Below are 22,422 nucleotides of genomic sequence, written 5' to 3'. Positions count from 1 at the left end.
ACAACCTCTTCGAATATTATTATTATTTTTTATGTGTATTTACAGCTGCTGCTACAAAGTTTACAAATATAGGATGCGGATTGGCTACCGTACTCTTATATTCAGGATGGTATTGTACACCAATAAAGAATGGGTGATTCTCTAATTCTACAATTTCTACCAACCCTGTGTCCGGATTTACTCCAGAAGCTTTTAAACCAGCTTTCTGTAATTCATCTGCGTATTTATTGTTGTACTCATAACGGTGGCGGTGACGCTCCGAAATAGTTTTTTCTCCGTAAATTTTGTACGCTAAAGTGTCTGGTTTAATATCACATTTCCAAGCACCCAAACGCATTGTTCCTCCTTTATCGGTTACATTTTTCTGCTCTTCCATTAAATTCACAACCGGATGAGGCGTTTTATCGTTCATCTCTGTAGAATTCGCTTCTTTATAACCTAAAATATTTCTAGAATATTCGATAACAGACATCTGCATTCCTAAACAAATTCCGAAGAAAGGAATATTGTTTTCACGAACGTAACGAACTGCTTCAATTTTTCCTTCAATACCTCTTTCACCAAAACCTGGAGCGACTAAAACTCCGTCAAGCGTTCCTAATTTCTCTTCCACATTCTCAGCATTGATATGCTCTGAGTGAATTGAAATTACGTTTACTTTAGTTTCGTTTGCAGCACCTGCGTGAATGAACGCCTCTAAAATAGATTTGTAACAATCTTGCATTTCTACATATTTTCCAACCAAACCAATGTTTACAGTTTGTTTTGGGTTTTTTAATCTTTTTAAGAAAGTATTCCAGTTTTTAAGATCCGGAGATGCTTTTTTAGGTAAATCTAATTTCTTTAAAGCCACAACATCTAATCCTTCTTCAAGCATTAAATTTGGAACTTCATATATCGTAGAAGCATCAATTGACTGAATAACTGCTTCTTTTTTAACATTACAGAATAAAGCTAATTTCTGGCGCAATTCCTGAGACAATTCGTGCTCCGTTCTACAAACCAAAATATCGGCTTTAATACCGCTTTCCATTAAAGTTTTAACAGAGTGCTGTGTTGGTTTTGTTTTCAACTCACCAGCAGCAGCCAAATAAGGAACTAAAGTTAAATGAATAACAATTCCGTTATTTTCTCCCAACTCCCAAACCAACTGACGAACAGATTCTATATAAGGTAGTGATTCGATATCACCTACAGTTCCACCAATTTCAGTAATTACAATATCATAATCGCCAGATTTACCTAGCAATTGCATTCTGTCTTTGATTTCGTTTGTGATGTGAGGAACAACCTGAACTGTTTTTCCTAAAAATTCTCCTCTTCTTTCTTTTTCAATAACCGAAAGATAAACTCTTCCTGTAGTAACGTTATTAGCCTGAGAAGTAGGAACGTTTAAGAAACGCTCGTAGTGTCCTAAGTCTAAGTCAGTTTCAGCTCCATCATCTGTCACATAACATTCTCCATGCTCATAAGGATTCAAAGTTCCTGGGTCAACATTAATGTATGGATCAAATTTCTGAATAGTTGTACGATATCCTCTTCCTTGTAACAATTTTGCCAAAGATGCCGCTATAATTCCTTTTCCTAATGAAGAGGTCACACCTCCTGTAACAAAAATATATTTTGTTTGATTCATTCTGTTGTTGTTTGTAAGTAGTTGTGTAAAAAACTTGGCAAAAGTACAAATTTAATTAGACAATTTATCAATTCGTCAATGAGATAATTTTTCAAATTTTTAGAGTAGTTTCAATTTAAATGTCCAGTTGGAGCTATAACTTTACAAAACGAAAGGATTTTGGATTTTTAGCTAAAAATTCGCAACTAATAATCTCGTTCATTATTAATTTAAAAATCTGTTATTAAAGATTTAGACAATGCTTTTTTATTATTCTTAAAAATCCTCAAATGCATTTCATCATAAATCAAAACGTATAAATGAGATTACAGAATGAATAGAGAAAGAAAATTAAACTCAATAAAACATCCAGATTCACAATCGCTTTAAAATTAGAAACCTGAACAAATGCATTGATTATCAAACGTGCAAAGAACTGAAACAGAAAAAACAAAAAAATCTTTACGCTATACGGATTTAATGCTAAAGCTTCTTTAAAATCAAAATGAAGAATACGAGAAAAAGCACGTGTGAGTCCGCGGCTTTTGCAATATTGCAGAGGCATGCCCTCGCATGCAGAACGAAATCCGAAATTTAAGGAAACTGAGAAATAGCAATAGATAAAGATGCTACTAATTAGAATCGCAAATACAAAATTTATTTTTTTGTACGAACTTATATAGTATGTGGCTTTTAGTCCCAAAATACTAAAAGTCCGTAAATACCAAACACAAGCATTATATTGACCATAATTATTAACGCCGCCGCAATACTTACCACCAAAGCAGCTTTAACCAAACCGGTTGGCGCATTTTCGGCTTTTGCTTTCGAAAGCCCAATTATCGCAAAAAAAATTGCGGGTGCATCCAAAATAACTGCCAAAAAACCAACACAGGGAATAAATGAGAGAATTAAGGCTGTAATTCCGAATATCAAAGATGCTGTTCCCCAGCTGATTCCTGCGTTTGAAGAATATGTTTTTTTATCCATTTAGAATTTGGTCGTTAATTTGAAAGCATTCATTAAAATTAATTCGCGTGCTAAACTAAGATTTTATTTTAAGGTTTTGGATATTGCTTCTTAATATTCCGAATCAACTCTTCTAATCCATTCAATTTCAATTCATAAATCAATTGCAACTGCTGACCTAATTCCCCTTTCGGAAATCCTTTATTATGATACCAAACGACATAATATTCCGGAAGATCAATTAGATATTTTCCTTCGTACTTTCCGAAAGGCATTTTGGCATGTGCTAATTTTATGAGCTGTTTTTTATCTTGTTCCATTTTTTTTTAAGAAAAAAGAAGCAAGAGGAAAGAATATAGACTTCTTCCTCCTGCTTCTTATTGTTTACAAAGCTATTTTATTTTTTTCTTTTTGCCACAGATTAAATGGATTTAAATGATTTTTTTTTGCCACAAATTCACAAATTATTTTTCCGTTCAGAACAAAATGATTTCGCCGCAAATTCACAAAATAATTCATGAATTTGCGGCGAATAAAAACTTATAATCTTAGTACCTCAGAATCTCAGCATCTTAATAATGCCATCTCACAAATGCTTCCATCGCTGCATAAGTAGCCAAACCTAACTGCTGATACAAAGCTGCAGTTTCTCTGTTTCGGTCTTCGGCTCTTTGCCAGAACTCTCTTGCGTCTGTTCCTTGGAAAACAACTCCGTCTTTTTGAGACTGGTGCTTGAAGATTCCGTGACGTTTTGCCAAAACCTGATCAGGACTCATTGGAACTGCCATTTCAACTTCGTCAATTCCCCATTCCTGCCAAGCTCCTCTGTACAGCCACAACCAGCAGTCGTTCATAAATTCTTTTGGTTTCAACACCTTAACTGCTTCAAAAATCGCATCCAAACAAACTTTGTGAGTTCCGTGAGGGTCTGCTAAATCTCCAGCCGCATAAATCTGATGTGGTTTGATTTTTTCAATCAAATCAACAGTCAACCGAATATCTTCTGCACCGATTGGTTTTTTCTCAATTGTTCCAGTTTCGTAAAACGGCAATTCCATAAAATGAATCTGCTCATCTGGAAGACCAACAAAATGACTTGTTGCTCTTGCTTCTCCTTTTCTAATAAGTCCTTTTATGTAACGAACTTCAGGAATATCAATTTCGCTGTTCTTTTTATTTTTCAAGAAATCAACTGCTTTTTCGTAAATAGCATCAGCTTCAGGGCTTTTGATTCCGAATTTTTCGTTGTAATCAATTACGAAACTCGCAAAACGAAGCGCTTCATCATCTGCAACAGCAATATTTCCAGAAGTCTGATACGCTACATGCACCTCATGCCCTTGTTCTTGCAGACGCATAAACGTACCACCCATACTGATAATATCGTCATCTGGGTGCGGACTGAAAATAAGAACACGTTTTTTAGCCGGTTCAGCTCTTTCCGGACGATTGGCGTCATCTGCATTTGGCTTTCCACCTGGCCATCCTGTAATCGTATTTTGTAATTTATTGAATATCTTAATATTAATATCGTAAGCTGGTCCAGAATCTGCCAACAAGTCGCTCATACCGTTTTCGATATAATCGGCATCGGTAAGCATCAAAATTGGTTTTTTAAGCTTAAGTGCCAAACCTAAAACCGCTTTTCTTGTTAGTTTGTCTGTCCAAACCACTTTTTCTACCAACCAAGGGCTGTTTACTCTTGTCAGTTTTGAAGAAGCTTCCTTGTCTAAAACAAAAACAGCATCATCATGTTCCTGTAGGAATGAAGCCGGAACTCTGTTGGTAATTTCGTCTTCAACCGATTTTTTAACAACATTTGCTTTTCCTTCTCCCCAAGCCAGTAAAATCACTCTTTTGGCCTCCATGATTTTTTTTACTCCCAGCGTAATTGCTGTTCTTGGCGTATTATTCAAACCAAAGAAATCTTTACTTGCAGCAACTCTTGTAATATGATCTAAAGCAACCAAACGCGTTTTTGAGTTTTGAAGCGAACCAGATTCATTAAAACCGATATGTCCGTTTCCTCCAATCCCAAGAATCTGAAGATCAATTCCGCCTAAAGCTTCAATTTTTGCCTCATATTCTGCACAGTAATCCGCAATTTGCTCTTTCGTCAAAAGTCCATCTGGCACATGAGCGTTTTCAGGTAGAATATCAACGTGATCAAACAAAAGTTCTTTCATAAAACGAACATAACTGTTGATTGAGTTCGGTTCCATCGGATAATATTCATCCAAATTGAAACTGATTACATTTTTAAAACTCAAACCTTCTTCTTTATGAAGACGCACCAATTCAGCATACAATCCTTTTGGAGAAGAACCTGTCGCCAAACCTAAAACACAAGGCTTACCTTCATTTTGTTTTTCTCTGATTAAAGCTGCAATTTCCTGCGCAACTTCTTTTGAAGCATCTGTCGAGTTTTCAAACACAACAGTATTTATGTTTTCGAAACGTTTTTCGAAACCCGTCGCTTTGTCAATTTTACTTTTTAACATGATATAGTTTTATTTTTTGTTCAATTTTATTCTTTTGCATTTTTTTTGCAAATTCTATCCTTTTTAACAGCACTCTTGTCAAAAAGAGCAACTTTTATTTTTTTGAATTGTCTCTATCTAACAAATACCATTATAAACTAATAATAGCCAACAACATATAAATATACGACATTTATTGATAATGAACTCGTACTGCTTCTTCAATTCAATACTCAAAAGAATTAAATGCGTATTTTATGCAAATATCTGCATTTTTTTTGCAAAACAAAAGTAATGCATTAATTTTCATCAATTTCTAAATCTGGTATGAAAATTTTGTTAATTTTTTGCAATCCAAAAACAAACATGACTATTTTTTAATGACTCTTTATTTTTCAGAAAAAGCTGTTTTGGTGACAACAAATAAAAAAGGCGTCTAAAAAATTAGACGCCTTCAAAAATTATTTCGAAAAATTATTTCCAGTTGAAAGTAATTCGTTTTTCAATCTCAGAGCTCAAACTCAAAAATACCGGACATGTCATTGCTGCACGCTCCAAAATAGTTTTGTTCTTTTCGTCAGCAACACCTTGCATTTCAAATACAATTTCGATTGCACCAATTCTTCTCGGCTCTGCATTCATGATTTTAGTTACTTCTGCAGTAGAACCTGTAAAATCCACTTCCAAATCACGGGCTTTGATTCCCATTATCGTCATCATACAACTTGCAAGCGCATTGGCAACCGTATCTGTTGGAGAAAATGCCTCTCCTTTTCCATTATTATCAAGTGGTGCATCAGAAATGATTTCACTTCCCGATTGCACATGAATTGATTTTGTTCGTAAATCGCCTAAATAGGTTACTTTTGATGTCATTAATTTGCTTCTTTTAAAGTTAAATCTGTATCGTAATATAAGATGTAAACACCTTTGTTGGCATGTCCGCCGTCTTCTTTTCTATAATATTGAAATTTATTATCTACTTGCTGCGTAGTCATTAAATCTGCCGTTTCTGGAAATGTTTTTCCTTGAACAAGACGCATCATGGTGTCAAAAGTCACATCAAATCCTCTTGTTGCATAAGTATTTGGATTTACTTTATTTTTAAGACGATATTCTTTTTCAAAAATCAGAACCGATTCATCCTCACTTTCACGAGTTACAGAAGGATACATTAATTTCAATTTTATCAGATTCTCAAAATTAATCTCATCCGTATCGAGAGTGCTGTTTGGTTCTAAAATCACCAACTGTACCTGACATGTTTTTTGAGAATCCAGCAAAGCTTTGATTGTTGCTTTAACCATTGCTGTATTTGCGGTTTCCATCACTACATAATTCATTCTGTTTGGCATCAAAAGGCTTTTCAAACTTGCCACATCCAAAGCTCCTGTTTCTGTCAAAGAAGCAAAAACAACTCCTTTTTGGTTTTGCTTAATATAATTTATAACAGATTCTTTTTTCTTGTCTACTACCGCAACAATATTCCCGTTTTTGGCTCTCATATAATCAAAAACTGAATTTCTTACTACATCACTCGATGGAATGGTCTGATACAAATTATCAATCGGATTTGCAGTGTCTTTTGATAAAGGCGAAATTACCGGAACATTGTACATACGAAGCGTATTTGCCGTTGCCTCTGCATTACTTTGATAAAACGGACCAATTACAGCATCTGCATCCTGCATTTTACTAATTAATCCAGAAACATTAGAAGTTGTTTTGGTTTCCTGAGAATCATAAATAGAAATATCAATCGGAAGTTTAAGCGCTTTTGCTGAATCGATTGCCATCAAAGCTCCTGAATAAAAATCCAAAGTCATGTTCAAGAATTTATCTGTTTTAAGCCTAGAAGCTGTTCCTGCTGTATCGCTTTGAATTTTAGCCAAATTGAACGGAAGCAATAACACTACTTTTTTACGCTCTGTCGCACCTCTTTTCTTTGTTAATTCCACAACCTCCGCATTGTTTTCTTCAGATTTAACTTTGTCTAAAATCCTGATTCCACCACCGCTTCCACTCGACTGCACTTCAGTTTTTTCTGCTGTTTTATCAACTGGCTGTTGTGCTACTATCGGCTGAGGCGCAACATATCCGGCAGGTACTTTTAAAACCATTCCTTCCTTCAAACCTTCAGACAAAGCTGGATTAAGAGCACTTAATTCGTCTTGAGACAAATGAAAAGTTCTTGACAAGCTATACAAAGTTTCCTTTGGTTTTACCTGATATTCCATGTATGAAACTGCTTTTTTTGAAGTTTCTGTCGTTTTAGCAGGCTTTCCAGTTTCTGCTGCTTCTGTTTTTGGAGCCGTTCCAGAAATTGTCAAACGATATCCAACAGGAAGGCTTGAAACGATTTCAGGATTGCGTTTTTCTAAATCCTCAATCGTCGTATTGTATTGTTTTGCAATAGAATACTTCGTTTCTTTTGGCTGTACATCATGATAGACATATTTTTCAGAACCTTTTTCCTTAACTGGTTTTGATGCCGTTTTAGGAGCCGAACCTTTAGCCGGAATTACTAGTTTCTGACCAATCTGTACGCCTGTTTTTTCTAAAAACGGATTCGCCGCTTTTAAAGCTTCGTCAGAAATGCCGTATTTTTTTTCGATACTGTAAAAAGTCTCTTTTGGCTGCACTTCGTGAATAGTTTCTTTTCCTGAAACTGCTGCGTTTTTGGTTTCAGAAACTTCTTTTTTTACCTCTCCGGATTTAGTTGGAATCAGCAAAACTGAATTCGGAACCAAACCTGTTCTTGCATCTGGATTTAGCTGGTAAATATCATAAGGCGTCACCTTAAATTTCTGCGCAATTTGATTGATGTTCTCTCCTGCCGAAACTTTATATTTCACCACTTTTTCTTGAGAAAAAGCAGCAGAATTTATAAAAAGGACAAAAGACAATAATGTTAAATAATATTTCATAGTATGGCTTAAAATAATTTAATTCCTAATTCAAAAACTAATTACAAATTTTCCTAAAAGCAAAATTCGCGCCGTTTGTTTATTTTGTTAAAAATTACCTCAGATCAATTTCAACCTTGGCAATAATGATTTCTTTATATAACTCATCTTCTTCTTTTTTCTTGCATTTATAAAGCACTTCTTCCATGTTTTCGAACTTGTCTGTGTAAACATAATACGAAAGGCTATTGATATTAAAGAAAAAACTGGCGTTAAAATCGCCGGAATCAATCAGTTTCATAATTAACTTGTCGCGCTCAACCGCGTCTGTAAATATACCTAAAACTAAGTAATAGCCGTTTGAAACTTCTCTAAGATTATCATAAACTTCGACATTTACTGTTTTATCCTTTCTTAAAGGATTGTCTTTCAGCTCTTGCTTCATTTCTTCTAGAGAAAGTATTTTAGATTTTTCTTCCGAATTTGTTTTCTTTTGCTTTTTTACCGATTCATCCTGATATTTTTTCAGTTTAACCAAAGCCAATTTATCATCAAATTTACGAGCTTCCATACTGTAATAAGAAGCTTTGCTGATATGCCTTTTTACTTCTATTTTTTTCTGAACATCAAGCGAATCTATTTTGGCAATTAAAAGCTGGTTTTGTCCATCAATTTTTTCTTGTTCTGTTTTATATCGTTTTATTTCTTCTAATGACAAACGTTGCAGCTGATTTGTATTGCTGTTTTTTTCGTTTTCGCGGATTTTCTTCCTATACTCCTGATTTTCCTCAACTGCAATACGCTCTACTTTATTCATCAAACCCGCATACGATTTTCTGTTTTCAGCCAGTTCTTTTTTTAATTGAGACGACAATTCATTAGTCTTATTGATATCTTCATACGATTGTTTTTCTAATCGCTTTGATTCTTCAACATTCAAGACCTGCATTTTCTTCAATTCTTTCAAATCATTATGCATTGAAGTCACAAGCGAATCTAATTTTGCCATCAAAATATCCTGAACATTTTTATTGGCTTCTAAAACCAAACGCAGTTTTTCTACTGAGTTTTCCTTCGAACCATTCATATCATTCAAATTCACTTTCAAATCATTAATTTTAATAATCTTCTGATTCATTTCTTTCTGAACAACAAGCCTGTCTTTTAAATCTTCAATTTCAACCGTTTTGGCTTTTGTTTTTTCGACTACTACTTGTTTTTCTGCCAAAGCCAGCATCAATTCTTCGCTTTCATTTGCAGGTTTTATTTCTTTTGTATTGATGGCTAATTTATTGCCAACAATCAATCCGTTTACTATTTCAGGATTCTGATTTTCAAGTTGTTCTATTGAAATTCCGTATTTTTTTGTTATTGAATATTTAGTTTCTTTTGGTTCCACAACATGAAAAACCGTTTCTTGATTGATAACGCGAACTCTTCCATCGAGCGTTTTTCTTTTGTTCGGAATAGAAATTGTCTGCCCTATCTGTAATCCGTTAATCAAAATATCTTTATTCAGATTTTCTAAATCCTGAACCGATACATTATATTGTCTCGCAATACTGAAAAGAGATTCTTTGGGAGCAACGAGATGCGTAACTTTTGAAGATGCTGTAATTTCTGTTTTAGAAGCTGTATCCGGAATTATCAATTCTTGCCCAACCTGAAGTCCATTCACAAGAAGCGTCTGATTTGCATTTTGAATCGCCTCTACAGAAACGTGATATTGCTTTGACAAACCAAAAAGAGTTTCTTTTGCTTCAACAACATGTATTTTTTGTTTTTGGATCGCATTTTCTGAATGCAACGGAATCTTTATAATCTGATTGTCCTTAATGCCGTTTTGAGATTCTGGATTAAATTTAAAAATCTCATCAACAGAAACCTTGTATTTCTGAGCTATAAAATAAGCGGTTTCTCCTTTTTGAATTTTGTGTTCAATAAATGAATCTTGCGCTGTTATTTTGTTAAAAGACAAAACAAAGACAAGAGAAATCGTCAAAAGTTCTCTCATAAATAAGTAGGTTGTAAAAAATTAAGGCATCACAAATGTAACTTAATTTTAAAAAAAGTACTATTATTAGTTACATGTTTGTTACAACTTAGAACATAAAACATTCTACTTTCAAAAAATTATTCCTCCTTAAAGTCATATGCAAACAAAAAAATGCCCGTAAAATACGGGCATTTTTTTATTGTAATTTTATGACTACCAAGATTATTCCCACTCAATTGTTGCGGGTGGTTTTGAACTAATATCGTAGACCACACGATTTACACCTTTTACCTTATTGATAATATCGTTTGATACTTTCATCAAGAAATCATATGGCAAATGAACCCAGTCAGCAGTCATACCATCTGTTGATTCTACAGCTCTAAGCGCTACTACTTTTTCGTAAGTACGCTCATCGCCCATAACTCCAACAGAATTTACTGGAAGCAAAATCGCTCCAGCCTGCCAAACTTTATCGTATAATCCCCAAGATTTTAATCCTTCAATAAAAACAGAATCTACATCTTGTAAAATTTGAACCTTCTCTGGAGTAATATCCCCTAAAATTCTGATCGATAATCCTGGTCCTGGGAAAGGATGTCTTCCTAATAATTCTGGATCTATTCCTAATGTTGCTCCAACTCGTCTCACTTCATCTTTGAAAAGCATTCTAAGTGGCTCAACAATTTTCAGTTTCATATAATCTGGCAATCCACCAACATTATGATGCGATTTAATTGTTGCAGATGGCCCTTTTACCGAAACAGATTCGATTACGTCCGGATAAATTGTTCCTTGCGCTAACCATTTTACGTCTTCCAATAAATGTGATTCATCATCAAAAACTTCGATAAATACGCGACCGATTGTTTTACGTTTGGTTTCAGGATCGCTAATTCCAGCTAATTCACCAAGAAAACGATCTCCAGCATCAACACCTTTTACGTTTAATCCCATTCCTTTGTATTGATCCAATACGCTTTGGAATTCATTTTTACGTAAAAGTCCGTTGTTAACGAAAATACAGTATAAATTTTGTCCGATTGCTTTGTTTAATAAAACGGCAGCGACCGTAGAATCTACTCCTCCAGATAAACCAAGAACTACTTTGTCATTTCCTAGTTTCTCTTTCAACTCGCTAACCATTTCATCAACGAAAGCATTTGGAGTAAAGTTTTGAGGAACTTCAGCAATTTTTACTAAGAAGTTTTCCAACATCTGTTTTCCATCTGTAGAGTGATAAACTTCTGGATGGTATTGGATTGCATAAGTAGTTTCGCCTTCAATTTTGTAAGCTGCGTACTCTACATCGTGTGTACTTGCCAATTTTACGGCATTTGTTGGAATCGCCTTGATACTATCGCTATGGCTCATCCAAACTTGGCTGTTTTCTGAAACTCCTTCAAAGAAAGTTTCGTTTTCTTTAATATAAGATAAGTTTGCTCTACCGTATTCTCTTGTATTTGAGGCAGCTACTTCTCCACCGCTGAAATGCGCTAAATACTGCGCTCCATAACAAACGGCAAGCAAAGGCATTTTACCTCTAATTTGCGATAAATCAGGATGTGGCGCATCTTCTCCTCTAACAGAGAAAGGGCTTCCTCCTAAAATTACGGCTTTATAACTTGATAAATCACTTGGAATGTGATTGTAAGGAAAAATTTCGCAGAATATATTTAATTCGCGAACTCTACGCGCAATAAGCTGAGTATATTGCGATCCGAAATCTAAAATAAGTACGTTGTGTTGCATGCGCAAAAATACTTTTTATATTCGAAATTGAAAAATCGGAACGTTGAAAAAATAAATTTTTTTTTTCAACGTTTCGATTTTTAGTTGCAAAGGCTCAAAGCAACAAAGGTTCAGAGGTTTATACTTTTACGTAAAGTTTTTTTTGCTTTGTCTCTTTGAAACTTTGCATCTTTGAACCTAGAAAAAGTAAATCCAAAAACTAAATTATTTCGTATCTAAGAAAAACCCAATTAAATCAAACTATGAAATCAAAATTTATTGCACTTACGCTTTTATTGTCTTTCGCTTTTACTTCTTGCGATACTGTTGATGATTTGCTGAGCTTTACAATCTCAAACAATGCTTCAATAAAAATAAAAAGTACTTCGCCGATTAATCTTCCGTCAGAAATTATTACTCCAGAAGTTACAACGAATTCATCATCAGAATTTGAAAACAACAAAACAAAGGCTAGTCTTGTAAAAGATGTAAAAATAAGATCATTGAAGTTATTAATCTCTGATCCTTCAGACAAAACCTTCACTTTCTTAAAGTCGATACATATTTATATTTCGACAACAGATTCAAACGAAATAGAATTAGCTTATCAGGAAAACATCAACTCTTCTTCAAATGAAATTGATTTGATATGCACAGATAAAAGATTGGACGAATATATCAAAGCCGATAGCTATAAAATAAGAACACAGGTTACTTTAAAAGAAACGCTGACCAAAGATGTAACCGTAAAAGCAGATATGAAGTTTAGAGTTACTGCAGATCCGTTTTAATTTTTTTTAAGGTTCTAAGCTTCAAAGTGACAAAGGTTCAAAGAAACAGAGTGTAAAACTTTGTTTCTTTGAACCTTTCTTGATTTTAATTCTTATACGAAATTACAAATTAGCTTTTACTTCTTTACTTTATCATCTTCTTTTACGATAATAAACTTAGCCTGAACACCGGTATTAAAATTCTGCCATAAATCAGATAAAATAAACTTGCCTTCTGCATCATATATTTGGAACTGCCCCGTATTTCCTCCGTATTGCCCTTTATTAAGTGCAATCATTTCGAAAGTATTAATTCCATCAGCAAGATATATCCTGAATTCCTGATAATCTGCTCTTAGCAAAAGTCTCTCTTTTATAACGTCTTTATTTAAAACAGCTTTTATTAAATCTCCATCAATAGCTCCATAGTCACGACACTTGATAACAAAATAAGGCGATTTTGTTCTTATATCGCCATAACTAACATCTTTCATAACCAATGGTTGCTGATCTTCTGTCAAACCGGCATCTTTTAGAGCTTTATTCAAATCTTTTTCCATTTTATCCACATAACGATCGCCTGGATTGGCAAAATCAGTTTCTGTAGACATGCTGAATTTGCTTTTCTCTTCTCCAATCTGAAATTTAGAAGGAGTGGTTATCGTTTTGTTTTCAAAAACATTTGGTGTTTTTATGCTCGGAATGTCCAAACTTTCAGCCTGTGGATCTTTAACTTCTGGAACTGGCGTCTTTTTAGGTTTTGCTCCAAATTTAGGTGCTGGAATAGGCTTATATTTAGTACCAAGCTCCGTTTGAGCTGACACCATCAGGGTTGTAAAAAACAACATAAAAAATAAAAAATGCTTCATCTGGAAAGTATTATCAAACGACTGTTTTATTGTATAAAAACGGCTGGCTAACCACACAAAAATACTATAATTTCGTTAGGTGCTGCAACTTTAGGAGTTTTATAACATTAAATTATAGTAATTTTTGGAATCAAAAAACCTGCCAAGATTTTTTACTTTGCAAAAAATAAATTTAAAAATTTTTAAATTCAAAAGTCAAAAACTTCGCCTTAAATCCTTTATTTTTTGCTTTTAAAAACAATTCATAATTTTGATAATTAGCAACTTATTCTTAACTTCAAGACTTTATTTTACCATTTATAAAACCGGAAAAAATGGATTATATCGATTATTATAAAGTCTTAGATGTTACGAAATCTGCTACTGAAGCAGAAATCAAAAAAGCATATCGAAAATTAGCTCGAAAATACCATCCAGATTTAAATCCGAATGATAAAGAAGCCGAAAAAAAGTTTAAAGAAATCAATGAAGCCAACGAAGTTTTAAGCAATCCCGAAAACCGAAAAAAATACGATAAGTACGGAAAAGACTGGAAACACGCTGACGAATTTGAAAAAACGGGATACAATCCGAACCAACAGCAAAGCAGTTCTCAATATTCTGGAGGCGATTTCTCAGGTTTTGGAGAAGATTTTTCTGGAAGTGATTTTTCAGATTTTTTCAATTCAATGTATGGCGGAGGAAGAAGCCGATCACAATCTAAATATAGAGGACAGGATTTTAACGCCGAATTGGAATTGGATCTTAAAGCCGCTTACACTACGCACAAACAAAATCTGACTGTAAACGGTAAAAATATCAGAATCACGATTCCTGCAGGTGTTGAAAACGGGCAAATTATCAAAATTCCGAATCATGGAGGTCCTGGAGTAAACGGAGGACCGAATGGTGATTTGTACATCACTTTTTTAATCTCTAACAATTCCGATTTTAAACGCGAAGGAAATAATTTATATGCCGATGCTCCAATTGATTTGTACACAGCCATTTTGGGCGGTGAAACGCATATTAATACTTTTGACGGAAAAGTAAAAATTAAGGTCCCTGCCGAAACACAGCCCGGCACCAAAGTCAAACTGAAAGGAAAAGGATTTCCTATTTATAAAAAAGAAAATGAGTTTGGAGATTTATACATCACCTATTCCATAAAAATTCCAACAAAATTGTCGGATAAAGAAAAAGAATTATTTGAGGAACTGGCAAAACTAAGAAATCATGAAAAGTAAAAATCTAATTCAAATAAAACAGTTTTGTGTGTATCATGAAATTGAAAACACTTTTATAACAGAGTTAAACAATTACGGCTTGATTCAGATTATTGTTGAAGAAAACGAAGAATATCTTGAACCGCAACAGCTCCCAACAGTAGAAAAAATGATTCGAATGCATTATGATTTAAATATAAATTTTGAAGGACTAGATGCTATTGCGCATTTGCTCAGCAAAATTGAAACATTACAGCAAAATCTTAATACGGCGCAGAATAAACTTCGTTTGTACGAAGAAAACCAAAGGGACTAATATCACAAAAAAGCTTGATTTCCGATTTGATTTCAAGCTTTTTTTAATGGCTGGCAAAAGCATTATTCTTAAATTGCGACATCTTAATTAACCTGAATTTGCTTTTAAAACTCAATAATCAAATTCACAAAAACTAAAAAATGAAAAGAGAAAACATCTTAACGGGATCTCCTTGGGAAGACAAAATGGGATACTGCCGTGCGGTAAGAATTGGCAATATCATCGAAGTTTCTGGAACTGTTGCTATAGTTGACGGCGAAAAAGTTAAAGCAGATGATGCTTATGCCCAAACTTATAACATTTTGGAGCGAGTTGAAAAAGTTTTGGAAGATTTGAACGTAGGTATGAAAGATGTGATTAGAACGAGAATTTTTACCACCGATATTTCTACTTTCGAAGAAGTTGCCAAAGCACATGCTGCTTTCTTTAAAGAGGTAAAACCAACAACAGGATTCTACGAAATAAGTAAATTGGTGGCGCCAGAATATTTGGTTGAAATCGAATTTACTGCAGTCGTGCAATAATTATATCAGCCACGAATTCACGAATTTTCAAAAAAATCATTTTTAAATCCATTTAATCTGTGGCTAAAGAAAATAATTGGTGAAAATTGGTGAAATTCGTGGCAAAACTATTTCAGTAATCATTAATGACTTTCCAAAATCCAAAACAACTCCTGATTTCTCTTCCAAAATGGATTCTTATTTGTGCTTTAATCGGCATACTTTCAGGTTCTGCGTCTGCTTTCTTTTTAGTTTCTTTAGAATGGGTAACGCAATTTAGAATTGAGCACGACTGGATTGTCTGGCTTTTGCCTTTCGGCGGATTATTGGTTGGTTTGAGTTATTATTATTGGGGAGAATCAGTTACAAAAGGAAACAATCTTTTACTTGAAGAATACGAAACGCCCAAGAAAGTCATTCCATTTAAAATGGCTCCTTTGGTACTTATAGGAACTCTTCTCACTCATTTATTTGGAGGATCTGCAGGTCGTGAAGGAACTGCGGTGCAAATGGGAGGCGCTATCGCAGATCAATTCACAAAAATCTTCAAACTCGACAATTCTGAACGCCGAATTTTAATCATTCTCGGAATCAGTGCGGGTTTTGCTTCTGTTTTTGGAACTCCATTGGCCGGAGCTATCTTCGCTTTGGAAGTTTTATATTTCAGCAAAATCAATTTTAAAAGCATTCTTCTTTCATTTTTGGTGGCTTATGCGGCGTATTTCACCGTAGAATTTTGGGAAATAAAACATACACATTATACTATTCCCTTAATTCCTGAGCTTAGCTTAAATAATATTATTTTCACGATAATTGTTGGTGTTTTATCCGGATTTGCGGCTTTGTTATTTTCTAGAAGCACTCATTTTTGGGGTTCGCTTTTTTCAAAAAACATCAAATATCCACCGCTTCGCCCAGTAATTGGAGGAGTTGTTTTGGCCATCGCAATTGCTGGTTTTGGATTTACAAAATTCTCCGGATTAGGAGTTCCGATTATTGTCGATTCTTTTTCGAATCCAAACCAATGGTATGATTTTCTGCTTAAAATTCTTTTCACCGGATTTACTTTAGGAGCTGGTTTTAAAGGCGGAGAAGTAACGCCTTTATTCTTTGTTGGAGCAACTTTAGGAAGCGCATTATCAATCATAATTCCGATGCCGATTGCGCTTTTGGCTGGAATCGGATTTGTGGCTGTTTTCTCGGGCGCAACCCACACTCCTATCGCCTGCACCATTATGGGAATGGAATTATTCGGAATTGCTCCTGGAATCTTCATTGCAATTGCCTGTACCATTGCTTATTTTTCTTCGGGTTCTGTTGGTACTTATAAATCTCAGATTGTACGAGGAGCGAAATACAAATTGTACCAAAGGTTTCATAAAAAAGAACTCGAGAATCTATAATAAAATATTTTACAATTATTACCTCTTTTTTTGTAGTATTGTTTTTCCTAAATTAAAACATAACTACAAATGGCCTTTGGATTTCCTGCGCAGTATTCTGAATTAATACCGTTAAATAATCTATCTCATACCACTTTCCTTTTACATGCAATTTCAATTTGCAAAAAACTAAATTGGCATATTGTAAACGTAGACGAAAATCTTTTAAAAATTATTACACAAAACAACAAAAACACTTGGAACGAAACCATTTCGATTGATTTTGATGAAAATACGGCCAAAATCACAAGTTATTCAAATGGAAATCAAATTTATGATTGTGGAAGAAATAAAAAGAATACCGCACTTTTTTTAGATTTATATTTTGAAGAACTAAAATCTATCTCAAATTCTGGAACGGATGAAATTAAATTTCAAGAACAAATCAAAAGAGTAAAGGAAAATTCCGCATCCAAAGAAAATCTTAGCCCCACAAACATCTCGAGATTTTATTCTATTTTTTCCGTTTTTATTCCTACTAAAGATTATTTATTTACTCCAATCTTAATTTATTTAAATCTTCTGATTTTTATAATTATGACTTATTCAGGAGTTCATTTTTTCAAACCTGCCCCTCAAGACATTGTTGATTGGGGAGGAAACTACGGACCAATGATTTATGAAAACGAATGGTGGAGATTGCTTTCTTGTCGTTTTATCCATAACGGTTTTTTACATTTACTCATTAATTCTCTGGCCTTAGCTTACATTGGATTGCTCTTAGAGTCTTATCTTAAAAAATGGCCATTTCTCGCTGTTTATTTATTATCCGGAATTATTGGATCGTTAAGCAGTTTGTACTGGAATAAAGATTTTGTGAGTTCAGGTGCAGCGGGTGCTTTCTTTGGTTTATACGGTATTGTCATAATTGCATTTTTATTTAAAAGAACCAATACCAAAATCAATTTAAGAATTATCTTCACTATTGTTGTTTTATTAGCGCTAAATCTTGGCTATAATTTTATAAATAAAATCAATTGTACAGCTGAGTTAGCGAGTTTTGCATCAGGAATTCTTTTTGGCCTGGCGCTTTCTTTGGCCAACAAAAAGAAAGATTATGGCTTAGCATCTATTTCTACTGTCGCCACAATTATTATAGTCGGCTTATTTATAAATTTCAAAAATTCTAAAGTTTACATCTACCAGGTAATGGAATATGAAAAAAGGATTCCAGAATTTACAGATATGGAAAAAATGGCATTAGAAGCTTACACCAGTTATTTTGATGAGGAAAGCAGAAATAATGCTTTATATATGATTAAAGACAGAGGCATTTACTATTGGAACGAAAATATTACCCTAATTACAGAATTAGACAACTTATATCTTCCAAAAGAAATACATGAACACAATAATAAATTGATTGAGTATTGCAGACTAAGAATTAAACAATATGAGTTGGCATACAAAAAAATAGCAGAACAAAGCACTTTATATGATGAGCAAATGGTTGCTTTAAATTTTCAAATCCAAAGTATAATGCACAAAATCAAAAAGGCACAAACTCCAAATTAATTTCATGACTCAAATAAAAAGCTACTAATTAACCTTGTTTCCTAAAAGCGTGTTAATCTTTAAAATGTTTTCAGCATTACATTAAAAAATGTAAATTCGCACACTATGAAAATACAAGACATTCAAGCGATTCAATTATTACTCGCAACCCCAAAGAAAATAGTCATCATTCCGCACAGAGGACCAGATGGCGATGCGATGGGTTCAACATTAGCCTTATATCACTTTCTAATAAAAAATAATCATCAGGCAACTGTCATTGCTCCAAATGATTTTCCTAATTTTTTGGCTTGGCTTCCAGGATCAGAAACGGTAAAGATATTCGAAAAAGACACTGAAACCTGTACGACACTTCTAGAACAAGCAGAGTTAATTTTTACACTCGATTTTAATGCTTTTCACCGTACAGGCGAAATGATGGAACAAGCGCTTAAAAAGCTTACCGCTCCGTTTATTATGATTGATCATCATCAAAAACCTGATGATTATGCAGCTTACACTTATTCTGATACTTCTTATGGATCTACCTGCGAAATGGTCTATAACTTTATCAATTTCTTAAACAAAAAAGAAGATATTGATAAAACCATTGCAACTTGCATTTATACAGGTATTTTGACCGATTCAGGTTCGTTCCGTTTTCCAGGAACTACTGGAAATACACATAGAATTATCGGTGAATTGATTGATTTAGGAGTAGAAAACACTGAAATTCCGGTATTATTATTCGACAACAGTTCATTCAGCAGATTACAGCTTTTAGGTCGCGCTTTACAAAATCTGAAAATTTTCGAAGAGCACAAAACCTCATATATGACGCTGACTCAGGAAGAATTAGATTCGTTTAATTATGAAAAAGGCGATACTGAAGGAATTGTTAATTATGGCTTAAGTATAAAAGGAATTGTTTTTACCGCTATTTTTATTGAAAATAAAGACGAAAACATCATTAAGATTTCTTTCCGTTCGCAAGGTGGTTTTGATGTAAACCAGTTTGCAAGAGATCATTTTAACGGTGGCGGCCACAGTAATGCCGCAGGAGGAAGATCTGAAAGTTCTATGGAAGAAACTGTGAAAAAATTTGAAGATTTAGTAACTAAACTAAAAATCTAACCCCAATGAAAAACTATTTGAAATTTAGTATTTCTATTTTTGTGCTGACAGTTTTTATAATAAGCTGCAAGCATCCTGAAGAAGCCAGAAGACCTAAAAATGTTTCTTCAGGCAGTTTCATGAAAAAATCTATCGACAGAAACAAGAAGCTTGTTGCAAATGAAGAAGATGTTATCAAAAAAATCATCAAAAACAATCCGAAAGTAAAATATTATGCTACTCCAAAAGGGTACTGGTTTTGCTATGACGAAAGAAATCTGAACGAAACCGCATCACCAAGAAAGGGAGATATTGCCTATTTTAACCTTGAAATAAAAGATATCGACGGAAATGTCATTTATTCTGAATCCGATTTAGGCCCTCAGACCTATTACATCGACAAAGAAAATATCATGATGGGACTTCGAGATGGTATAAAAAGAATGCACAAAAATGAGGTTGTAACCTTTTTGTTTCCGTCTCATATGGCTTACGGATATCACGGCGACAATAAAAAAATCGGTCCAAATCAGTCGTTGATTTGTAAAGTTACATTAAGAAATTTTGTTCCCGATCCAAATTCTCAAACTACAGCTCCGGCAGCCACAACTGCTCCAGCTGCGAACACTGCACCAGCGGTTCAAAATCCAAAACCAGCAGTGGCTAAACCCACTACAAAACCAGCTACAACAGCAAAAAAAGACACATTAACTCCATAAAAAAAGCATTTTAAAATGAAAAAGATTATTTTACTTGTACTAATAGCCATTAGCTCTTTTTATTCTTGTAAAGACGACCACAACAATTTACCTGATGGATTATACGCCGATATTGAAACCAACAAAGGTCACATTATCGTTGAACTTGATTATAAAAAAGCACCTATTACGGTTGCCAATTTTGTAACTCTTGCAGAAGGTAAAAATGAATTCGTAACAAACGAAAGTCTTAAAAAGAAACCTTTTTTTGACGGTCTGAAATTTCACAGAGTTATTGCTGACTTTATGATTCAGAGTGGTGACCCTCTTGGAACTGGCTCAGGAGATACTGGCTATAAATTTAAAGATGAATTTTCAGATTTAAAATTTGATAAAGCCGGAGTTCTTGCAATGGCAAACAATGGTCCTGGAACAAACAGCAGCCAATTTTTTATCACACATGTAGAAACTCCGTGGTTAGAAGGAAAACATACTATTTTTGGCCATGTTGTGGACCAAAAAACACAGGATGTTGTAAATAGTGTTATTCAAGGAGACAATATCGTTGCAGTAACTATCATCAGAAATGGCGAGGCTGCTAAAAAATTTGACGCTGTAAAAGTTTTTCATGATTATTTTGCTGACATCGCTAAAGAGCAAAGCAAAAATGCAGCGGTTCAAAAAGAAAAAGTGGCTTACTATGCTACTGAAAGAGCAAAAGCAACTAAAACAACAAGCGGTTTAGAATATGTAATTACTGAAAAAGGAAGCGGAAAAAAACCTGCAATCGGAACTCAGATTTACATTCATTACGCAGGTTTCTTAGAAGACGGAACATTATTTGATGCCAGCATTCAGGATGTCGCAAAAGCATTTGGAAAATATGATCCACGAAGAGCTGAAGCAAACGGATATCAGCCAATTCCATTTAAAGCAGGCAAAAAAGACGGCATGATTCCTGGTTTTATCGAAGGAATCGAACAGCTTTCATTTGGAGATAAAGCAATCTTGTTTATTCCATCACATTTAGCTTATGGAGAAACAGGAGCTGGAGGTGTAATTCCGCCAAATGCTAATATTATTTTCGAGGTACAGCTTTTAGAAAAACCTTAATTTTACACATTTATTAAAGACTTAAATTTGAAAGCGATGAAATTTAAATTTCTATTTTTATTCTGCTTAGCGTTTATAAACATTCAGGCACAGGTTAAAAAACCTTCTCCTGTCAAACCTAAACCTGCTGCAACGAAAGCAGCTGTGAAAACAGATTCAAATGAGGGCATTTTTGCAACTATCTCTACTACTAAAGGAGATATTGTTCTTTCATTAGAATATGTAAAAGCGCCTATAACTGTGGCTAATTTCATCTCTTTAGCCGAAGGGAAAAACCCATATGTAAAGGTAGAAAGACTAAAAGGAAAACCATTTTATGATGGATTGAAATTTCACCGTGTAATCAATGATTTCATGATTCAGGGAGGTGATCCAGAAGGAAATGGAACTGGAGGTCCAGGTTATTCTTTTAAAGATGAATTTGTTGATGATTTGCATTTTGACAAAGGTGGTGTGCTGGCAATGGCCAACTCAGGTCCTGGAACAAACGGAAGCCAGTTTTTCATCACTCATAAAGACACTCCTTGGTTGAATGGAAAACACACTATTTTTGGCCATGTAGTTTCTGGAATGGACAATGTAAATAAAATTGTTCAGGATGATGTTATGACAAAAATCACCATTACCCGTAAAGGTTCAGCCGCTAAAAAATTTGATGCTGTAAAAGTTTTGAATGATGATAAAAAAGTCATTACCGACAAAGCTGCTTATTTTGCAGCTGCAAAGGCAAAAGCGACGACAACTTCATCAGGATTAAAATATCTAATAACGCAAAAAGGAACTGGAGTAAAAGGTGCTGAAGGCTCTACTATCTACTTTCATTATGCAGGATATTTTGAAGACGGAAATTTGTTTGATACCAGCATAACAAGCATAGCAAAAATTTACGGACAATATAACGCTGCGAGAGATTCTCAAAAAGGATATCAGGCGTTTCCGTTTACAGTAGGCAAAAAAGACGGTATGATTCCAGGCTTTATAGAAGCATTAGGTATGATGACTGATGGCGAAAAAGCTATTTTCTTCCTTCCTTCAAACTTAGCTTACGGAGAAAGAGGCGCTGGAGGCGTAATTCCTCCAAATGCATCTTTAATTTTTGAAATCGAAACTTATCAAACACAACCAACAAAATAATCGTTTGAAAAAAATATCAAAAACCACCAAATTGCTTTGGTGGTTTTTTATTTTACCATTATTTGTCA

At 34.2% G+C, this 22,422-nt stretch carries 20 protein-coding genes; 10 read left to right on the top strand and 10 right to left on the bottom strand.

What is annotated here, in order from left to right:
- Positions 1-22 precede the first annotated feature (22 nt).
- From pyrG to guaA, 9 genes are all read right to left on the bottom strand, one after another.
- The gene (pyrG, locus tag ACFFLS_RS07520; protein ID WP_379685916.1) at positions 23-1,636 is read right to left on the bottom strand and encodes a CTP synthase; all 1,614 of its coding nucleotides are present in this window, start codon (positions 1,634-1,636) and stop codon (positions 23-25) included.
- 286 nt (positions 1,637-1,922) lie between these two features.
- The gene (locus tag ACFFLS_RS07515; protein WP_379685915.1) at positions 1,923-2,180 is read right to left on the bottom strand and encodes a DUF2752 domain-containing protein; all 258 of its coding nucleotides are present in this window, start codon (positions 2,178-2,180) and stop codon (positions 1,923-1,925) included.
- A gap of 128 nt (positions 2,181-2,308) precedes the next feature.
- Positions 2,309-2,605: a hypothetical protein gene (locus tag ACFFLS_RS07510; RefSeq protein ID WP_379685914.1), complete on the bottom strand. Its 297-nt coding sequence runs from the start codon at positions 2,603-2,605 to the stop codon at positions 2,309-2,311.
- A 68-nt stretch (positions 2,606-2,673) separates the two neighbouring features.
- On the bottom strand, positions 2,674-2,904 hold the full coding sequence (locus ACFFLS_RS07505; protein ID WP_379685913.1) for a DUF3820 family protein: 231 nt from the start codon (positions 2,902-2,904) through the stop codon (positions 2,674-2,676).
- A gap of 252 nt (positions 2,905-3,156) precedes the next feature.
- A complete protein-coding gene (nagB, locus tag ACFFLS_RS07500) occupies positions 3,157-5,085 on the bottom strand; it encodes a glucosamine-6-phosphate deaminase (RefSeq protein ID WP_379685912.1) in 1,929 nt (642 codons plus the stop codon).
- Positions 5,086-5,538: 453 nt separating this feature from the next.
- A complete protein-coding gene (locus ACFFLS_RS07495) occupies positions 5,539-5,940 on the bottom strand; it encodes an OsmC family protein (protein ID WP_379685911.1) in 402 nt (133 codons plus the stop codon).
- Positions 5,940-7,991: a LysM peptidoglycan-binding domain-containing protein gene (locus ACFFLS_RS07490; RefSeq protein ID WP_379685910.1), complete on the bottom strand. Its 2,052-nt coding sequence runs from the start codon at positions 7,989-7,991 to the stop codon at positions 5,940-5,942. Before ACFFLS_RS07490 ends, ACFFLS_RS07495 begins: the two co-directional genes overlap by 1 nt.
- Positions 7,992-8,085: 94 nt before the next feature.
- A complete protein-coding gene (locus ACFFLS_RS07485; protein WP_379685909.1) occupies positions 8,086-9,984 on the bottom strand; it encodes a LysM peptidoglycan-binding domain-containing protein in 1,899 nt (632 codons plus the stop codon).
- A 204-nt stretch (positions 9,985-10,188) separates the two neighbouring features.
- Complete coding sequence (gene guaA / locus ACFFLS_RS07480; protein WP_379685908.1) at positions 10,189-11,718, bottom strand: glutamine-hydrolyzing GMP synthase; 1,530 nt, start codon at positions 11,716-11,718, stop codon at positions 10,189-10,191.
- A gap of 242 nt (positions 11,719-11,960) precedes the next feature.
- On the opposite strand from guaA, the gene ACFFLS_RS07475 reads away from it, so the two are divergent.
- A complete protein-coding gene (locus ACFFLS_RS07475) occupies positions 11,961-12,488 on the top strand; it encodes a hypothetical protein (protein ID WP_379685907.1) in 528 nt (175 codons plus the stop codon).
- 116 nt (positions 12,489-12,604) lie between these two features.
- On the opposite strand, the gene ACFFLS_RS07470 is transcribed toward ACFFLS_RS07475, so the two are convergent.
- Positions 12,605-13,336, bottom strand: a complete 732-nt coding sequence (locus ACFFLS_RS07470; RefSeq protein ID WP_379685906.1) for a hypothetical protein — start codon at positions 13,334-13,336, stop codon at positions 12,605-12,607.
- A 314-nt stretch (positions 13,337-13,650) separates the two neighbouring features.
- Here ACFFLS_RS07470 and ACFFLS_RS07465 point away from each other — a divergent pair, with 314 nt between their 5' ends.
- From ACFFLS_RS07465 to ACFFLS_RS07425, 9 genes are all read left to right on the top strand, one after another.
- Positions 13,651-14,562 carry a DnaJ C-terminal domain-containing protein gene (locus ACFFLS_RS07465; protein ID WP_379685905.1) on the top strand — a complete coding sequence of 304 codons (912 nt, stop codon included), beginning with the start codon at positions 13,651-13,653 and terminating at the stop codon, positions 14,560-14,562.
- Positions 14,552-14,857: a chaperone modulator CbpM gene (locus ACFFLS_RS07460; protein ID WP_379685904.1), complete on the top strand. Its 306-nt coding sequence runs from the start codon at positions 14,552-14,554 to the stop codon at positions 14,855-14,857. The genes ACFFLS_RS07465 and ACFFLS_RS07460 overlap by 11 nt, the downstream gene beginning before the upstream one ends.
- 140 nt (positions 14,858-14,997) lie before the next feature.
- Positions 14,998-15,381, top strand: a complete 384-nt coding sequence (locus tag ACFFLS_RS07455) for a RidA family protein (protein WP_379685903.1) — start codon at positions 14,998-15,000, stop codon at positions 15,379-15,381.
- A gap of 125 nt (positions 15,382-15,506) precedes the next feature.
- Positions 15,507-16,763, top strand: coding sequence for a voltage-gated chloride channel family protein (locus ACFFLS_RS07450; RefSeq protein WP_379685902.1), 1,257 nt, complete (start codon positions 15,507-15,509; stop codon positions 16,761-16,763).
- A gap of 69 nt (positions 16,764-16,832) precedes the next feature.
- Positions 16,833-18,317: a rhomboid family intramembrane serine protease gene (locus tag ACFFLS_RS07445; protein ID WP_379685901.1), complete on the top strand. Its 1,485-nt coding sequence runs from the start codon at positions 16,833-16,835 to the stop codon at positions 18,315-18,317.
- A gap of 105 nt (positions 18,318-18,422) precedes the next feature.
- Positions 18,423-19,430 (top strand): DHH family phosphoesterase, encoded by a 1,008-nt coding sequence (locus tag ACFFLS_RS07440; RefSeq protein WP_379685900.1) that lies wholly within the window; start codon positions 18,423-18,425, stop codon positions 19,428-19,430.
- Positions 19,431-19,435: 5 nt separating this feature from the next.
- A complete protein-coding gene (gene gldI, locus ACFFLS_RS07435; RefSeq protein WP_379685899.1) occupies positions 19,436-20,128 on the top strand; it encodes a gliding motility-associated peptidyl-prolyl isomerase GldI in 693 nt (230 codons plus the stop codon).
- Between the two features lie 15 nt (positions 20,129-20,143).
- Positions 20,144-21,220: a peptidylprolyl isomerase gene (locus ACFFLS_RS07430; RefSeq protein ID WP_379685898.1), complete on the top strand. Its 1,077-nt coding sequence runs from the start codon at positions 20,144-20,146 to the stop codon at positions 21,218-21,220.
- A 36-nt stretch (positions 21,221-21,256) separates the two neighbouring features.
- The gene (locus tag ACFFLS_RS07425; RefSeq protein ID WP_379685897.1) at positions 21,257-22,354 is read left to right on the top strand and encodes a peptidylprolyl isomerase; all 1,098 of its coding nucleotides are present in this window, start codon (positions 21,257-21,259) and stop codon (positions 22,352-22,354) included.
- Positions 22,355-22,422 lie beyond the last annotated feature (68 nt).

This window comes from Flavobacterium procerum, assembly GCF_042431625.1.
Taxonomy (GTDB): domain Bacteria; phylum Bacteroidota; class Bacteroidia; order Flavobacteriales; family Flavobacteriaceae; genus Flavobacterium; species Flavobacterium procerum.
Note: the sequence above shows the minus strand (reverse complement) of the source record. Positions and strands in the feature narration are given on the sequence as shown.

Excerpts from the sequence above, each read along its gene's own strand:
- pyrG (WP_379685916.1), bottom strand. The coding sequence starts at position 1,636 with ATGAATCAAACAAAATATATTTTTGTTACAGGAGGTGTGACCTCTTCA.
- ACFFLS_RS07515 (WP_379685915.1), bottom strand. The coding sequence starts at position 2,180 with ATGCCTCTGCAATATTGCAAAAGCCGCGGACTCACACGTGCTTTTTCT.
- ACFFLS_RS07510 (WP_379685914.1), bottom strand. The coding sequence starts at position 2,605 with ATGGATAAAAAAACATATTCTTCAAACGCAGGAATCAGCTGGGGAACA.
- ACFFLS_RS07505 (WP_379685913.1), bottom strand. The coding sequence starts at position 2,904 with ATGGAACAAGATAAAAAACAGCTCATAAAATTAGCACATGCCAAAATG.
- nagB (WP_379685912.1), bottom strand. The coding sequence starts at position 5,085 with ATGTTAAAAAGTAAAATTGACAAAGCGACGGGTTTCGAAAAACGTTTC.
- ACFFLS_RS07495 (WP_379685911.1), bottom strand. The coding sequence starts at position 5,940 with ATGACATCAAAAGTAACCTATTTAGGCGATTTACGAACAAAATCAATT.
- ACFFLS_RS07490 (WP_379685910.1), bottom strand. The coding sequence starts at position 7,991 with ATGAAATATTATTTAACATTATTGTCTTTTGTCCTTTTTATAAATTCT.
- ACFFLS_RS07485 (WP_379685909.1), bottom strand. The coding sequence starts at position 9,984 with ATGAGAGAACTTTTGACGATTTCTCTTGTCTTTGTTTTGTCTTTTAAC.
- guaA (WP_379685908.1), bottom strand. The coding sequence starts at position 11,718 with ATGCAACACAACGTACTTATTTTAGATTTCGGATCGCAATATACTCAG.
- ACFFLS_RS07475 (WP_379685907.1), top strand. The coding sequence starts at position 11,961 with ATGAAATCAAAATTTATTGCACTTACGCTTTTATTGTCTTTCGCTTTT.
- ACFFLS_RS07470 (WP_379685906.1), bottom strand. The coding sequence starts at position 13,336 with ATGAAGCATTTTTTATTTTTTATGTTGTTTTTTACAACCCTGATGGTG.
- ACFFLS_RS07465 (WP_379685905.1), top strand. The coding sequence starts at position 13,651 with ATGGATTATATCGATTATTATAAAGTCTTAGATGTTACGAAATCTGCT.
- ACFFLS_RS07460 (WP_379685904.1), top strand. The coding sequence starts at position 14,552 with ATGAAAAGTAAAAATCTAATTCAAATAAAACAGTTTTGTGTGTATCAT.
- ACFFLS_RS07455 (WP_379685903.1), top strand. The coding sequence starts at position 14,998 with ATGAAAAGAGAAAACATCTTAACGGGATCTCCTTGGGAAGACAAAATG.
- ACFFLS_RS07450 (WP_379685902.1), top strand. The coding sequence starts at position 15,507 with ATGACTTTCCAAAATCCAAAACAACTCCTGATTTCTCTTCCAAAATGG.
- ACFFLS_RS07445 (WP_379685901.1), top strand. The coding sequence starts at position 16,833 with ATGGCCTTTGGATTTCCTGCGCAGTATTCTGAATTAATACCGTTAAAT.
- ACFFLS_RS07440 (WP_379685900.1), top strand. The coding sequence starts at position 18,423 with ATGAAAATACAAGACATTCAAGCGATTCAATTATTACTCGCAACCCCA.
- gldI (WP_379685899.1), top strand. The coding sequence starts at position 19,436 with ATGAAAAACTATTTGAAATTTAGTATTTCTATTTTTGTGCTGACAGTT.
- ACFFLS_RS07430 (WP_379685898.1), top strand. The coding sequence starts at position 20,144 with ATGAAAAAGATTATTTTACTTGTACTAATAGCCATTAGCTCTTTTTAT.
- ACFFLS_RS07425 (WP_379685897.1), top strand. The coding sequence starts at position 21,257 with ATGAAATTTAAATTTCTATTTTTATTCTGCTTAGCGTTTATAAACATT.